General features: G+C 40.8%; 16 protein-coding genes. 3 read left to right on the forward strand and 13 right to left on the reverse strand.

Features of this window, described 5'->3' with window-relative positions; all coding sequences use genetic code 11:
- Positions 1-9: 9 nt before the first annotated feature.
- On the reverse strand, positions 10-1386 hold the full coding sequence (gene argH, locus NST18_RS11295; protein WP_064214081.1) for an argininosuccinate lyase: 1377 nt from the start codon (positions 1384-1386) through the stop codon (positions 10-12).
- Positions 1383-2591: an argininosuccinate synthase gene (locus NST18_RS11300; protein ID WP_192951023.1), complete on the reverse strand. Its 1209-nt coding sequence runs from the start codon at positions 2589-2591 to the stop codon at positions 1383-1385. Before NST18_RS11300 ends, argH begins: the two co-directional genes overlap by 4 nt.
- Before the next feature lie 146 nt (positions 2592-2737).
- Here NST18_RS11300 and NST18_RS11305 point away from each other — a divergent pair, with 146 nt between their 5' ends.
- The gene (locus NST18_RS11305) at positions 2738-3052 is read left to right on the forward strand and encodes a hypothetical protein (RefSeq protein WP_004889049.1); all 315 of its coding nucleotides are present in this window, start codon (positions 2738-2740) and stop codon (positions 3050-3052) included.
- 26 nt (positions 3053-3078) lie between these two features.
- Here the strand turns inward: NST18_RS11305 and NST18_RS11310 are convergent, their stop codons facing one another.
- From NST18_RS11310 to NST18_RS11330, 5 genes are all read right to left on the reverse strand, one after another.
- Entirely contained in the window at positions 3079-4272 is a 1194-nt protein-coding gene (locus NST18_RS11310; protein ID WP_192951024.1) for an acetate kinase, read from the reverse strand.
- Between the two features lie 157 nt (positions 4273-4429).
- The gene (locus NST18_RS11315) at positions 4430-5404 is read right to left on the reverse strand and encodes a class I SAM-dependent methyltransferase (protein ID WP_064214061.1); all 975 of its coding nucleotides are present in this window, start codon (positions 5402-5404) and stop codon (positions 4430-4432) included.
- Positions 5405-5489: 85 nt separating this feature from the next.
- Positions 5490-5996, reverse strand: a complete 507-nt coding sequence (gene tpx, locus NST18_RS11320) for a thiol peroxidase (protein ID WP_004889023.1) — start codon at positions 5994-5996, stop codon at positions 5490-5492.
- A 77-nt stretch (positions 5997-6073) separates the two neighbouring features.
- Positions 6074-6502, reverse strand: coding sequence for a GerW family sporulation protein (gene ytfJ, locus NST18_RS11325; protein WP_064214060.1), 429 nt, complete (start codon positions 6500-6502; stop codon positions 6074-6076).
- Positions 6503-6540: 38 nt separating this feature from the next.
- Positions 6541-7221: a DUF2953 domain-containing protein gene (locus tag NST18_RS11330; RefSeq protein WP_340721447.1), complete on the reverse strand. Its 681-nt coding sequence runs from the start codon at positions 7219-7221 to the stop codon at positions 6541-6543.
- Positions 7222-7277: 56 nt separating this feature from the next.
- Between NST18_RS11330 and NST18_RS11335 the strand changes: the two genes are divergently transcribed.
- Both NST18_RS11335 and NST18_RS11340 read left to right on the forward strand, forming a co-directional pair.
- Entirely contained in the window at positions 7278-8081 is an 804-nt protein-coding gene (locus NST18_RS11335) for an NAD kinase (protein ID WP_021093760.1), read from the forward strand.
- Positions 8082-8241: 160 nt separating this feature from the next.
- Positions 8242-8415 carry a hypothetical protein gene (locus NST18_RS11340; protein ID WP_004889018.1) on the forward strand — a complete coding sequence of 58 codons (174 nt, stop codon included), beginning with the start codon at positions 8242-8244 and terminating at the stop codon, positions 8413-8415.
- Positions 8416-8686: 271 nt separating this feature from the next.
- Here NST18_RS11340 and NST18_RS11345 read toward each other — a convergent pair whose 3' ends face one another.
- The 6 genes from NST18_RS11345 to NST18_RS11370 form a co-directional block, all read right to left on the reverse strand.
- Positions 8687-8878, reverse strand: a complete 192-nt coding sequence (locus tag NST18_RS11345) for an alpha/beta-type small acid-soluble spore protein (RefSeq protein ID WP_004889017.1) — start codon at positions 8876-8878, stop codon at positions 8687-8689.
- Between the two features lie 62 nt (positions 8879-8940).
- A complete protein-coding gene (gene thiI, locus NST18_RS11350) occupies positions 8941-10134 on the reverse strand; it encodes a tRNA uracil 4-sulfurtransferase ThiI (RefSeq protein WP_004889016.1) in 1194 nt (397 codons plus the stop codon).
- Complete coding sequence (locus tag NST18_RS11355; protein ID WP_004889015.1) at positions 10131-11282, reverse strand: cysteine desulfurase family protein; 1152 nt, start codon at positions 11280-11282, stop codon at positions 10131-10133. The genes thiI and NST18_RS11355 overlap by 4 nt, the downstream gene beginning before the upstream one ends.
- A 217-nt stretch (positions 11283-11499) precedes the next feature.
- Complete coding sequence (locus NST18_RS11360; RefSeq protein WP_075039588.1) at positions 11500-12849, reverse strand: ISLre2 family transposase; 1350 nt, start codon at positions 12847-12849, stop codon at positions 11500-11502.
- Between the two features lie 151 nt (positions 12850-13000).
- On the reverse strand, positions 13001-14260 hold the full coding sequence (locus NST18_RS11365) for a carbohydrate ABC transporter permease (RefSeq protein WP_340721448.1): 1260 nt from the start codon (positions 14258-14260) through the stop codon (positions 13001-13003).
- A gap of 111 nt (positions 14261-14371) precedes the next feature.
- Entirely contained in the window at positions 14372-15664 is a 1293-nt protein-coding gene (locus NST18_RS11370) for an extracellular solute-binding protein (protein ID WP_088223471.1), read from the reverse strand.
- Positions 15665-15742 lie beyond the last annotated feature (78 nt).

The following is a 15742-nucleotide window of genomic DNA, read 5'->3' on the forward strand; positions in this document are numbered from 1 at the left end:
CGTTTGCTTTTATGCCTCTAACATTTGTTTTACTTTTTCAATTGCTTTTTTCACTTCTGTAAATCCTGTGCCCCCCGCGCTCGTGCGGCGATTCACTGCATTGTGCGGATCAAGCGCTTCATAAATATCTTCTTCAAATAAAGGCGAAGCTTGGCGATATACATCAAGCGGCAAATCCATTAAAAATATTCCTCGCTCTAAACATGTAAGCACAAGCTTCCCAACGATTTCATGCGCCTCGCGAAACGGCACGCCCTTTTTTGCTAAATAGTCTGCTAGTTCTGTCGCATTTGAAAAATCTTGTTTCGTTGCTTTTTCCATCACATCTACACGAACGGTCATCGTTTCAATCATACCCGCAAAAATTTTTAAGCTGCCGATCACCGTTTGAACGGTATCAAACATTCCTTCTTTATCTTCTTGCATATCTTTATTGTAAGCGAGCGGCAACCCTTTCATAACGGTCAACAACGCGATAAGGTGACCATACACCCGCCCCGTTTTTCCACGAATAAGTTCCGCCATATCTGGATTTTTCTTTTGCGGCATAATGCTGCTTCCTGTCGCAAACGTATCATCTATTTCAATAAACTTGAACTCTTCACTCGACCAAAGAATAAGTTCTTCACAAAAACGGGATAAGTGCATCATCAACATAGAACTATGACTTAAAAATTCAATAATAAAGTCCCGGTCGCTCACCGCATCTAAGCTATTTTCATAGATGCTGTCAAAACTAAGAAGCTTGGCGGTCAAGTGGCGATCAATCGGGAACGTCGTCCCTGCGAGCGCTCCAGCACCGAGTGGCGATTTGTTAATGCGCTTTAACGACTCTGTAAACCGTTCACGGTCGCGTTCAAACATCCATACGTAAGCAAGAAGGTGATGAGCGAATGAAATTGGCTGTGCTCTCTGCAAATGCGTGTAGCCTGGAATAAGCGTCTCCACATGTCGCTCTGCTTTTTCAACAAGCACACGTTGCAATTGCCGAATAAGTTCGATAATCTCGATAACCCGTTTTCGCAAATATAAATGCATATCTGTCGCGACTTGGTCGTTTCGACTTCTTCCAGTATGAAGCTTTCCTCCAACTGGACCAATTTCATCAATTAACATTTTTTCAATGTTTAAATGGATATCTTCATAGGCAACAGAAAAGGAAAGTTCTCCGTTTTTCGCTTTCTCTAATAACTTTGTTAATCCTTTTTTAATCGTCTCGACATCTTCTTTCGGTAAAATACCGCACTCGCCGAGCATCGTCACATGGGCGATGCTTCCTTCTATATCTTCTTCAACGAGCTGTTGATCAAAATGGATCGATGCTCCGAAGTCATCGACCCATTGTGCAGCTGTTTTTGTAAATCGTCCACCCCATAACTTTTTCACACGTTCACCTTCTTTTGGCTATTGACGATGCTATATACTTTCGTAGGCAAGCCAAATAAAGAAATAAATCCGACTGCTGCTTGATGGTCAAATTGGTCTTCTGACGTATATGTTGCTAGTTTTTCATCGTATAACGAAAACGGCGATTTCCGTCCTTCTACAATCGCATGACCTTTAAATAACTTCACACGTACAACACCTGTTACATTTTTTTGTGTCTCTTTTAAGAAAACGACGAGCGCATCTTTTAATGGTGAAAACCAAAGGCCGTTGTAAATGACTTCCGCTATTTTTTGTTCAATGATCGGCTTGAAGTGAGCGACTTCTTTCACAAGTGTTAAATCTTCTAACTCTTTATGCGCTTTAATGAGCGTTATCGCTCCTGGGCATTCATATACTTCGCGCGATTTAATGCCCACAAGTCGATTTTCCACATGGTCGATGCGGCCGACGCCATGCTTTCCAGCTAACGCATTAAGCTCAAGAATAAGCGCTGCAAGCGAGTACGCCTTTCCATTAATCGTTTTTGGTACTCCTTGCTCGAAACCAATTTCGATAATATCCGGTTCATTCGGTGTATGTTCAAGTGAAGCTGTCAATTCATACGCCTCTTCTGGCGGCGCTGCCCATGGATCTTCTAAAATGCCGCACTCGTTACTTCTTCCCCATAAGTTTTGATCGATGGAAAATGGACTATCTAAATCGATTGGAATCGGAATGTGATGTTTTTTCGCATATTCAATTTCTTCTTCGCGCGACCATTTCCATTCACGAACAGGTGCAATGACTTTTAAATTCGGATTTAATGCTTGAATCGATACTTCAAAGCGCACTTGGTCATTTCCTTTTCCTGTGCAACCGTGCGCAACAGCAACAGCACCTTCTAGTTCAGCAATTTCAACGAGCTTTTTTGAAATTAACGGACGGGACAACGCAGAGACAAGTGGGTATTTTCCTTCATATAGCGCATGGGCTTGTAAAGCAATTAACGCATATTCATTCGCAAACTCTTCTTTTGCGTCAATCATGTATGACTTGACAGCACCAACTTTTAGCGCTTTTTCTTTTACAAATTCTAAGTCTTTTCCTTCCCCCACATCTAAGCAACAAGCAACAACATCATATCCTTGTTCTTGTAGCCATTTAATCGCTACCGATGTATCTAAACCTCCTGAATAAGCGAGCACCACTTTTGGATTTGCCATAATCGTTCCTCCCTAAAGAATAAAAATACTAACAATTTAATATTTATTCATTTCGCATATTAATAATGTAACAGCTATTTTTCTTTTTTTCAATAACTATTTTGATTAAAATAAAAATTAATAAGCAAAAAGGATGGGGGAATAATATGAGTACACATTTTATATATGATGAACGCCTTGGGATTCGCCTGCCACATTTAGAGAAGGAATGGGACATGTACACAAAAGAAGAACAAGCAGAAATTTTATTGGAATGGGAGACGATTCGTGGCAAAATTCCTGATCGAATTATCGAGCTAGAGCAACAAATTAATGAAAAACAAAGGCAACTCGGAGAAGAAAATGATTTTGCTCTCTCATGTATGCTCAATTCAGAAATCGCCTCGCTCGCTTCAATGATTAACGATTTATGGATTTGGTATCGAATGAATCAAACCGTTACAAATCGCATACATCAATAAAAAAGGTGACCATACGGACACCTTTTTTACGCTAAATTCGCCAATCTCATCACATCACGGGCGATCATAACCTCTTCATTTGTCGGGATGACTAATACTTTTACTGGAGAATGCGGATAGTTAATAAACGCTTCTTTGCCGCGCACTTTATTTAATGCTGGATCCCAGTAGACACCCATAAATTCAAGACCACGCAACACTTTCGCGCGTACGACATCGCTGTTTTCACCAATGCCTGCTGTGAAAATAATGGCATCAACCCCGCACATGCGCGCTGCGTATGAGCCGATGTATTTATGAATGCGCCCAGCAAACACTTCGAGCGCCAACTCTGCACGTCGATCGCCTTTTGAAGCCGCTTCTTCAATATCGCGTAAATCGCTCGAAAAACCAGTTAAGCCGAGCATTCCGCTCTTTTTATTTAAAATATCAATGACTTCCTCGGCTGTTTTCCCTGTTTTTTGCATAATGTACGGGATTAGCGCTGGGTCGATGTTTCCTGAGCGCGTCCCCATCGCTACACCTGCAAGCGGTGTAAAGCCCATCGACGTATCGATCGATTTCCCGCCCTCTACCGCTGCAATACTTGCTCCATTTCCTAAATGACAAGAAATGAGACGAAGTTGCTCAATTGGGCGGCCTAACAATTCAGCTGCACGTTGTGTCACATATTTATGTGATGTGCCATGGAAGCCATATTTACGAATGCCAAACTTTTCGTAATACTCATATGGCAAGCTATATAAAAACGACTGTTCTGGCATCGTCTGATGGAATGCTGTATCAAATACTGCAACCGCTGGTACGTTCGGTAACACTTCACGAAACGCTTTAATGCCGACAACGTTTGCTGGGTTGTGCAATGGCGCTAAATCAGATAAGTCTTCAATTTCTTTTAACGTCTCATCTGTAATTAAAACGGAGTCGCTAAATTTCTCTCCACCATGTACAACGCGGTGACCAATTCCTTCGATTTCATCGAACGATTGAATAATGCCAAGCTCAATTAATTTATCGAGCAACATTTTCACAGCAACCGCATGATCCGGAATTGGCGTTACTTCTTTTATTTTTTCACCATTGACTGTAATATTAAAAATCGCATCTTCAAAACCAATTCGCTCAACAACACCTTTTGTTAATACTTCCTCGCTCGGCATGTTGAACAATTGAAATTTTAACGAAGAACTTCCTGCATTGATCGCAATGACTTTTGGCATTTGATTAAACAGCTCCTTTAACATCGTTCACAATTATTGTATGCAAATATGCGAATTTCATCGGTACGTCTCTCATTTTACGGGTCGTTCGTCACTCTTTTCAAGTATACAAATTGGACGAAAACGTTTTCTTCACATATTTGTTATATTCTGAAGGTTATGAACAATTTTCTTTCAGCCATTGTTCGAATTTTAGCACCATGGCTTGCATCGCCTGCTTATTCGAAAAGCTAGGGAGCTGTGCAAGCAATGCTTGTTTCGGTGCTTTTGCATGCGCGCCTTTTTTTTGCAAAATAAAAATACTTTTCGCTGCCTTTTCATTTTTAAACATCGAAAGCGGAAGCTGCAATAAGCCTTGAATAAACGTTTCTTCTTTGATGAGCGCATGCAATTCTTTTGATTCGTCTGATGTAAACAGCATGTTTGGAATTAAGAAAAACAAATACCCGCCTTCTTTCGTATAACGAATACTTTGTTCAATGAACAAATAGTGAGCGTATGAATGGCCACTTTTCGCATGTAAACGAAATGACTTGGCATTTTCATCATCTGGATAATATCCGATCGGCAAATCGCACACGACTACATCAACCGGCTCAATAAACAACGGCTTTAAGCTGTCTTGATGAAATAATTGAATTTCATGTTGTTGTAAATTTGCATTCACATAAGCGAGTTTCAATAGTAAATCGTCTGCATCCGCTCCGTAACTTCTTGCTTTTTTATTCGTCAGTTGATTTAATACAGCCGTCATTAAATTTCCTGTTCCAATGGCAGGATCGAGAAGCGATAACGAAAAATACGTTTTTGTAAATTCATCAACTAAATAACCGATAAATACTGATACTGCATCTGGTGTCATTTGATGGTGTGGCTGTACGTACTCCTTCATTCCTTTCAACATCGCTAATTGCAACGCTTTACGGATGTGTTCATTTTTCCATTCATGCAAATGAACAGATGCATACGCCTTTTGTAACCGTTTCTTTAACAACTCGCTCACTTCTTCTTGCAGTACATCCCCGTGAAATAAATTCTCTCCAGTTTCAGCAACTGCTTCTAAATATGAACAATTTAATTCTTCTTGTAACCATGTCGCCGTTTCATCAATGACTGTAAATAGCTTTTCCAATACACTTCACTCCTTTCTGTTCGACATTTTATTTTAGAAAATATAAACGAAAAAGGCTATCCCTTTTTGAGATAGCCTCAAACAATTATTGTTGAGCCGCTTGTTTTGCCGCTTCAATGGCCGCTTCATAGTTTGGATGATTCGTCGCTTCAGATACATACTCGACATATGTCACACGATCATTGCGATCAACGACAAATACAGCACGAGCAAGTAAACGCAACTCTTGAATAAGCACACCGTATGCTTGACCAAACGATACGTCGCGATGATCAGACAGTGTGACAACGTTTTCTAACCCGTTTGCAGCGCACCAACGTTTTTGAGCAAATGGCAAATCGACGCTAATCGTTAATACTTTTACTCCTTCAATGCTTCCTGCTTCTTCATTGAAACGACGTGTTTGTGCATCACAAACTCCTGTATCGATCGACGGCACAACACTAATTAACCGAACAAATCCTTTTGTATCGTCTAATGTCACCGGTGATAAATCGTTGGCAAGTACGGTGAAATTCGGTGCTACATCACCGACTTTTACTTCATTGCCAACTAATGTGACAGGATTTCCTTTAAATGTAACTTTCGCCATAGTAAGCCTCCTCTTTATATAAGATACAGGCTCATCATAACGTAATTAGATGAAAAATTCAATTATTTCGATTGATACTAAATATCAAAGTCTGGCGCTCCGTTATGTTGTTGCTTCGACTTTTCTTTTTTCTCAAACATATGCTGGATCTTTTCAATCGCTTGTGGAGCTAAATCTAAAATTTTCTCGTATAAGTGTGTGCTTTCGTCCACATGCAACAATTTCACACCGGAACTGTTAACAATTAAAAAAGCAATCGGTGTGATCGATACTCCGCCACCACTTCCTCCACCAAACGGATGTGCTTCTTTTTGTTGTTCGTTTCCATTGTTTAATATAAACTCACTACCGCCTGCAGCGAAGCCAAATCCGACTTTTGAAACAGTTAAAATGACACTTCCATCAGGTGTTTCGACAGGATCACCAATAATTGTATTGACATCGATCATTTCTTTTAAATTTTCCATCGCTGTCGTCATTAATCCTTCAATTGGATGTCCACTCATTTTCATTCCTCCTAACAACTGTCCACATCATTTGTGACTCACATGTCTTTTTTCCAATGTTTAACGACCTTCAGTCCTGCTAATATAGCATAACCGATTCGAAATCGGATCATACATGTAAACGACGTACGTGATACTGCTCCTTGAAAAAAAGGAACGATAGAAATGGAAGGAGTGATACAAACGTTCATATATTTACTTATCATTGCCACCACATAATATTTTACCGACCATCCGACCCCGACAAACACGGCGGTTTTTGCCGCGTCACCGACACCTATTTGTGTGTGCCATTGAAACTGTAAAACCGACACATGTTGCAAAAACTTTTTCATGATTGTATGTAAATGAACGATTTGGTTTAGCCATTGTTTCAATTGCGCTAGAAGTTCGCGAGCGTCGGTGACAGTAAACGTTGTTTTTTCGTCTTTTCCTGTCGTTGTTTTTTGCTCTGTCACTACTCCAGCTTCCTTTTTCGATATTTCAATGAGCGGAACAACAAATCGGTAATGAAATATGCGAAGGATACGAACATCAATGGTGAATTGATCATTATCTTGTGCATGTTGAAATTGAATCGTCATGTATACATGTAAAAAAGGAATGAACGTTAAGAAGGCAACAAAGATGATGGCAATAATAAAAATCATCGGTTTTTCACTTCCTTCCCGATGACATTTTCGACAAAAACGAGCAAAATTAAACGAATAAATTCGCAATGAATGGAAAATAAATGATAAAATAAACGTGAGGACATTTTAACGGAGGGAAAACGATGACTGAACGCCGCAATCGCATGTATTTCTTTCATAAACATGATGACGAAACGACAAAACAAGTACAACCACTTATTGCCCTTGCTAAACAGTATGAATTTGAAGTCGTCGATGATGCAAAACATGCAAACATTATTGTGAGCATCGGGGGAGATGGAACGTTTTTACAAGCAGTCAGAAAAACAGGTTTTCGTGATGATTGCTTATATGCCGGCATTTCAACATTAGGCACATTAAGTATGTATTGTGATTTTCATATTCACGATACAGAAAAAATGATTGAAGCAATGACAACAGAACAAATTGAGGTGCGTAAATATCCAACGATTTATGTCACAGTCAACGACTCGACATCATTTTATTGTTTGAATGAATGTTCGATTCGTTCAAGCATTATTAAAACGTTTGTGATGGACGTATTTATTGACAACTTGCATTTCGAAACATTCCGTGGAGATGGAATGATCATTGCTACACCTACAGGAAGTACCGCCTACAATAAATCGGTTAATGGGGCAGTCGTCGATCCGATGCTCCCTTGCTTTCAGGTAAGCGAATTAGCGTCGTTGAACAATAACCGTTATCGCACTCTCGGCTCATCATTTATTTTAAGCGGAAATCGCAAATTAACATTAAAAGTTGTACAAGATGGCAACGATTATCCGATTATCGGGATGGATAATGAAGCGTTAAGTATTCAACATATCGAAAAAATTGATATTGCATTAAGCGGAAAAGTCATTAAAACAGTCAAATTAAAAGATAATTCATTTTGGGAAAAAGTAAAACGAACATTTTTGTAAAAAGAGGCATTTCGCCTCTTTTTACCATTTTCTTTGATCAACGAGGCAGCGATTCGATGATGTATAAAATTTTGTGTAAAGCATTTTACTAGACCAAAAGAAAAAAGGTAGGGTATTCTCTGATTGGACCAAAAATCTTAGAGAAAGGAGTACCCTACCTATGTCTAAAAGAAGTATACCGAATGTCGACTGGGCAAATCAACTGGAAAGTGTCATTCGTCAGTTTGTGAAGGAAAAATTAGAACTGAATGAGAAATGGGCAGGGCGAAAGTTGCGAGGATTTGCCGAAGCACATGAAGCCCTCGAGCGAATGTTTGAAGAACGTTACAATTAACCATATATTGTAAACAAAATAAGGGGATTCTCCCTTTCCCCACAGGAGACTGAATATCCAGTCTTATGTGTAGAGGAAATATCCCCCCTCTATTCTAAATCCATTTCAGAGATACCCTACCCCATTTACATTACACAAAATTCTTGACGCTACCCCGTATGATACAAAAAAATTATACAAAAAAATCGAATAATTTTGTATAACTTTTCTAAAAATTTTTACAAAATAAAAAACTCGGTAGGGTCAACTACCGAGTTTTGTCACCTAACATTTATTTTTGGCTACTCAATTGTTGTTCTGCCATTTTCACGAGGCGTTTCGTCATCTCGCCACCGACAGAACCGTTTGCTCGCGCAGTTGTATCTGGGCCTAACTGCACGCCAAACTCTTGAGCGATTTCATATTTCATTTGGTCAATCGCTTGTTGCACACCAGGGACGAGCAATCGATTTCGATTTGCCATTTGTCTTCACCCCCTTGTAACCATAGGTTGTGCAAAACAAATGGACTCTATGCATCTCCTCGTTAAAATAGCTCGTCCAATGGTTGATCTGGTTTCAATGTAATCGTTTCGACGCGAGCAACTGTTTCAGCAATCATCTCATCTAAAGGTAAAAATTGTTCATATTGGATTACCTTCTCTTTTTTCGGCTTCGTTTTTGGTGCTTTTGGCGTAAAAATTGTACAGCAATCTTCATACGGTCGAATCGAAATATGATGTGTACCAATTCGCTCAGCGATCGCAATAATTTCCGTTTTATCCATCGAAATAAGCGGACGAAGAATTGGTGTCGTTGTCACATCGTTGACAACAACCATACTTTCAAGTGTTTGACTAGCAACTTGTCCTAAACTTTCTCCTGTCACGATCGCCAGTCCGTTTTGTTTTTTACGAATTTCATCTGTAATGCGCAACATCGCACGCCGCGTAGCGATCAACGAATAATTTTCCGGCACTTGTTTATAAATGGCTTGTTGCAACTCCGTAAACGGTACAATATGAAGACGAATCGTACCACCAAATTCCGTTAAACGCTGCGCTAAGTCGATCACTTTTTGCTTTGCTCGCTCACTTGTGAATGGGGGGCTAAAAAAGTGAACAGCCTCAATTTGCAAGCCTCGCTTCATTGCCAAATATCCAGCTACTGGACTATCAATTCCACCAGAAAGCATAAGCATCGCTTTCCCACTCGTTCCAACAGGTAAACCACCCGCTCCTGGTACGTCATATGCAGTAATGTACGTTCCTTCCTTTCGTACTTCAACACGAACGTCAATGTCTGGATGATGGACGTCGACCGTTAAGCCCGTTGTGTTTTTCAGCACATAACTACCGAGCTCATAGTTTAATTCATTTGTTGTGATCGGAAATTGTTTATCTGCTCTTCTTGCTGATATTTTGAATGTTTTCCCTTCGTATGGAAATTGTTTCACGAAAAATAATGTTGCTTCTTTTATTTTTTGCAAGTCGTTCTCTGTCTTTAATGCCAAACTTAACGATTGAATACCGAACACTTCTTGCAATTTTTCGATGACAGGTTGCGGTGGTGTATGATGTAGTCGAATGTACATCCGATCGCGCAACGCTTCAATTTGAAGGTTCGGAAAATGTTTCAATTTTTTTGCTATATTTCGTTTTAAACATCGTACAAATTGTAAACGATTTTTTCCTTTTGTCGACATTTCACCGTAACGAATTACAATATGATCATACGTCATTTCGTTCCCCTCGCTACTATTTTTAATCGTTCATATGCTTGCTCAATGGCTTCAATAATGATTGGGACATGCTCCATTTGTTGTTCGTATGATAAACTTATGCGAATCGAACGCTCCGCCCGCGTTTTTTCGATTCCCATCGCTAACAATGTTTTACTTGGCGCTTTTTTACGGGATGAACAAGCTGATGTTGTCGATACGTATATATGTTGCTTTTCTAATTCATGAACAAACGTTTCTGATTTTATTCCTTCTAGTGAAAAATGAATAATATGTGGAGCTGATTGTTCAAATGGCGTGTGAACACGAATACCTTCAATCGTTTGTAAGCGTTCGATGAGCGCTCGTTTCATTTTCTCAAGTCGATCATATGCCTCATGATACTTTTCCACCGATAATCGTAACGCTTTCGCCATCGCAACAATAGCAGCGACATTTTCTGTTCCTGAGCGCAATTGCATTTCTTGTGCCCCTCCCGATAAAAGCGGAGAAAGGCGCACACCTTCGCGAACGTACAAAACTCCTGCTCCTTTTAATCCATGAAATTTATGAGCAGATATCGTATATAAATCAACGTTTGCCTGTTTCAAATGAAGTGGTACTTTCGCTGCACCTTGCACTCCATCAACGTGAAACAACACTTTCGGATATTTTTTCAACATCGAACCAATTTGTTCAATCGGTTGAATAGAGCCTACTTCGTTATTTACATGCATGACAGAAACGAGAATTGTATCATCACGCAACGCTTGTTCAATATGTGTTGGAGAAACGATACCACGTTCATCAACAGGTACATATGTAACTTGAAAACCGAGTTGTTCTAGCTGTCTGCACGCCTCGGTGACAGATGGGTGTTCAATCGCTGTTGTAATGATGTGGCGGCCGCGCTGCTGATGTTGCCAAGCCGCACCTTTAATGGCTAAATTGTTTCCTTCCGTCCCACCTGATGTAAAAATCACTTCGGTCGGCTTCACCTCGAGCAAACGTGCGATTTGTTCTCTCGCTTGCGTGAGCAGTCGCTCGGCTTGCATACCTAGTCCGTGTAGCGAAGACGGATTGCCAAAATAATCGCTCGCGACTTTTAAAAAAGATTGTAGCACTTCTGGAAACGGTTTTGTTGTGGAACTATTATCTAAGTACATCATCGCGCTAGCCTCCATTACCTTCGTATACAAACAGCCTTCTTATATTATCACATCTTTATTCAAAAAGGAAATAATCAAAGAATATTGTTTGAGTCAAGACTTTGTGGGAGATTTTTTTCTCGACCGATTTTTTTGGTTATATATGGTTTTATAAAATCGTTATATGTAAGCGCTTTTACTTACTCTCATCCTGTAGGTATGTGCGTTTTCTCTCGTTTTAAAAACCTTTCAATGCTTGCAATGCCTCGTAAATCGGTGTCCCTGAAGATTGGCGAAGGTATGGGATGTTATCTCGTACCACTTCTGTCATTTGCGTTTGCACGCGCTTCAGTGCCTTTTTCACGATCGTTTCTCGTTTCGTTTCTTCTCGTTCTTCCACGCCATACATCACTCCATCGCGTGTCCGAATGAGTAACGTATCTTTTATCGCGACGATCGCTCGCAACATCGCTTCAATCCCTGCATCCCTCCAACTTCGACCGTTTTTACTTCGTTTCGCAAACACATGCATCGTTCCTTCCGCACTCCCCATCGCCCTCATGTTTGTCGTGTCAATCCCTTTTTCCTTCAACCATACGCGATAGTCACGTAAACATCCTGGTATCTCCTCGATTCGACGAACAAGCGCCTCGAGTTGCTTTTCCTTCTCCTCATGTTCTAACGTACCGATGGCACTTGTGAGTTCTCGTAACACACCTTCTTCATCCCATGATGCTAACTTCTTTCGAATCACCCGATATCTCGCATGACCTCGGAACAATTGACGAATCTCTCTTGCCACATGGAACCGATCAAGCTGAAAGTACCCCCTGTCCCCGAAATATTCTCGACACGCTGTAATCCATGGGGCTCCATCTCCATTGATGACCACCCAATCCTCAAACGGATCATAGCTGTATTCCTTCATCAGAAAATTCTCTACAGCTTCCCAAATCGGTTCATTCGTTTGATGAACCATATACCGTCGATTCACTAAGGATACGCGTTTCCCGTTTTTCTCCCATCCTTGGTGAATCGTGATGATCTTTTCTTCTTTTCCTTTGATGCGGCTTCGTTGACGTTTCACGTACAACCCGTCTGCTTCGATAAAAAACACGCGCCCTTTTTTCTCCATCGCACGGTGCCCTTCCACCTCTGCCTCGATGATGGACTGGCGAATCGTTTCGTGACTCATACATGCATACCCCACCAGCTTTTCAAGCGACTGCGCAGCCTGTCGATACGAAGAACCCGTCACGGCGAGATGAATCGCTGTCTCCTCTAATAGCGGACTCACTCCATGCGCCCCATCGAACTGGAGAAAGACATCGAGTAAAGACGTATACACCTTTTTTTCACGGTCAAAGTAGTAGTTTCGCTTCACTTCCACCTCTCCAAATAGCGTTTGGAGTCGGATCGTCCGCTTATCTTTGAGCGCATATCGTTTCTTGTCCCTCTGTTCTGCCAATGTGCGGTCGATCTCCTCCAACACCTGTTGAAGGAGATGACCATATTGTTTTTGCATATGTCTAAATAAAGACTGTTCGATCTCTTTTAATGTCAAGCCGTTTGTGATATAATCCTGCATGGGCTCCACTCCTTTCTTTGGTTGTATTTTTTTTTCACACTTACTACCTTACCAGGAGGAGAGCCCGTTTTTCATCTATTTTGCTTACATATCTGACAGGTTCCTTATTATACCAAATCAGGAACCTGTCTTTTTTTCTCCCACAAACATTTTACTCATACCTTCTAAATTGCCATAGCGCTACTGATACGACAGCGAGGGAAAGAAGTAACGTAATTGCCGCCGCTTTCGAATATTGGGCGGATGTCATCGTTAAACGATAAATCCACGAAATTAAAATGTCAGTCGCTCCCGCATTTTGCCCCGACACCGCAGGACCGCCGCCGTTAAATAAGTAAATGATGGTAAAGTTATTGAAGTTAAACGTATATTGCGTAATTAAAATCGGTGCTGTTGCATATAGCACAAGTGGCAGCGTAATTTTCGTAAACTTTTGCCAGCTTGAAGCTCCATCTACTGTCGCCGCCTCATACAATTCGTTCGGAATAGCTTGCAATACTCCTGTCGTCATCGCAAAGACGAACGGGAAGCCGAGCCACGTTTGAATGAGAATTAACGCCACTTTCGTCCAAAACGGATCGGTCATCCATTCAATCGGTCCGATGCCTAACGACGCCAAAATCGTTTTATTAATCACTCCGAACGATTCGTTAAACATACCTGAGAAAACGAGAATCGTTACAAACGCTGGAACTGCCCAAGGTAAAATGAAAATCGTACGAATGATCGCTTTTCCTTTTAAATCTTTTTGATTGACAATAATCGCCAAGAAAATACCGAGCGCAATTTGTAACGTTGTTGCCCCAAACGTCCAAACGATCGTCCAAGCAAGTACGTTAATAAACGTTTTCCGCCAAAGATCGAGCTTCACTAGGTCAATGAAGTTTTGAAACCCGACCCAGTCAACAAGTTTCGCTGGCGGTGAATGATATAAATCATAGTTTGTAAACGCCAATAAGACGACGAAAATAATCGGGAAAATAACGACAAACACAAGTAAAATAAATCCTGGTGAAATCATTAAATATGGAAAGCCGTTGTCAACGAGCACACGATATTGCTCGCGCAACGAGCTAATTTTCAACCCTAAATCGCGCTTTTGACCATTTTTATAGGCATCGCGTAAATTGAATGCATAAAATCCTAACCCAAAAACAGATACGATAACAGCTAAAATTCCTTCAACAAGCAAGAAAATGGAATGGTCACGTCCAATGACTTCACCGAGCGTAAATAACCCCCACCATCCCATATTTAATAAATCTTTAAAAACAATAAGAAACGAAGCAGCTAAAACAAAAAATGCGACGCCTTTCACGTATTGACGATTATACAGTTGTCCAAATCCCGGAATAATGGATAAACCGAGGGCGATTTTCCGATGATTCGATTGATACATTGGTGTTTCCATTGATTTTGTCTCCTTTCTAAACAATGGCGAGGAGCGCACTTGAATGTGAATAAATAAACAAATAAAAGAAAGTTGAAGCAGTACCTCTACAAGAGAGGTACCGCTCATTTCTTACTTGCTTGGATGGTTTGTTTCAATGTTCGTTTTAATTGTTTTTACAGCTTCATCAAGCGCTTGTTTTGGCTCTGCTTTTTGGTTTGCCACAAGTTGAAGTGCTGTCGCCATTGGTCCCCATACTTCTGCCATTTCAGGAATGTTTGGCATTGGAACCGCGTATTGAGATTGGATCGCAACCGCCTTTGCTCCTTCATCTTCTGCGATTAACGGATCGTTAATGAGCGACTTCACAGGCGGAATTTCACGTGTTAATTCGAAACGTTTTTTCGCATTTTCTTCGTTTGTAATAAACTCAATTAGTTTTGTTGCCCATTCAGGATGTTTAGAGAACGCAGATACGTGCCATCCTTTTACACCCATAAACGTTTTCACAGGCTCACCGTTTGGCAATTTCGGCATTGGTGCGACACCGATATCGATGCCTGCATCACGCATCCCTTGGAACGCCCACGGACCGTTCATGACAGATGCTGCTTTTCCTTCGTTGAATAAGCCGTCCATCGCTGAACCGCCGTTTTCACCGATAATACCTTTCGGGAACAATTCTTTATACCATTTTTGAATGTATTCTACCCCTTTTACTGCACCTTCGTTATTTAAACCGATGTCATTGCGATCTAACGTACCGTTGTTGTTTTTAAATACGTAGCCGCCCATACCAGCGATGACACCGTGCGCAAAATAGAAGTTATCCCAAAGCGCTAAGAAACCGTATTTGTCTCCTTTTGTAAACTCTTTTGAGAACTGATATAGCTCATCCATCGTCTCTGGCGCTTTGTCCATCAACTTTTTATTGTAGATGAACACAGGTGTTTCGACCACTTTTGGAAGTCCGTACAATTTTCCGTCATACATTTGCGCATCGATAGAAGATTCTGTAAACGTATCTAATACAGCTTGGTCGACTTGAATTTCACGAATTAATCCTTCTGTCACGAGCTGACCGATTTGGTCGTGTGGAACAGTAATAACGTCAGGACCTGTTCCTGCTGGGCCGTCCAAACGAAGTTGATCGCGCTGTTTTGTCGCCATTTCAACTTCTTTGTACTCTACTTTAATGCCATACTTTTCTTCGAATGCTTTAATTGCTGGCTCTAACGCCACACCGCGATCCACGTCTTCCCAAACGACAAGCTTTTCCGGTTTCGGCGGCATGCCATCTTCTGACACTTCAGTTTTTCCTTCATTTTCATTTTCTTTCGGTTTTGCCTCATCTTGTGAACCACAACCTGCCATGACACCTGCAAGCAATGCCAGCGATGAAAAAATAGATACCGTTTTTTTCATTTCGACCACTCCTGTTTTCAAACATATACAAACGCTTTCACTATGTCGTTTTGTGAAAACGATTGCACAATCTTTATC

Source organism: Anoxybacillus sp. FSL W8-0104 (assembly GCF_038004465.1).
GTDB classification, from domain to species: domain Bacteria; phylum Bacillota; class Bacilli; order Bacillales; family Anoxybacillaceae; genus Anoxybacillus; species Anoxybacillus flavithermus_G.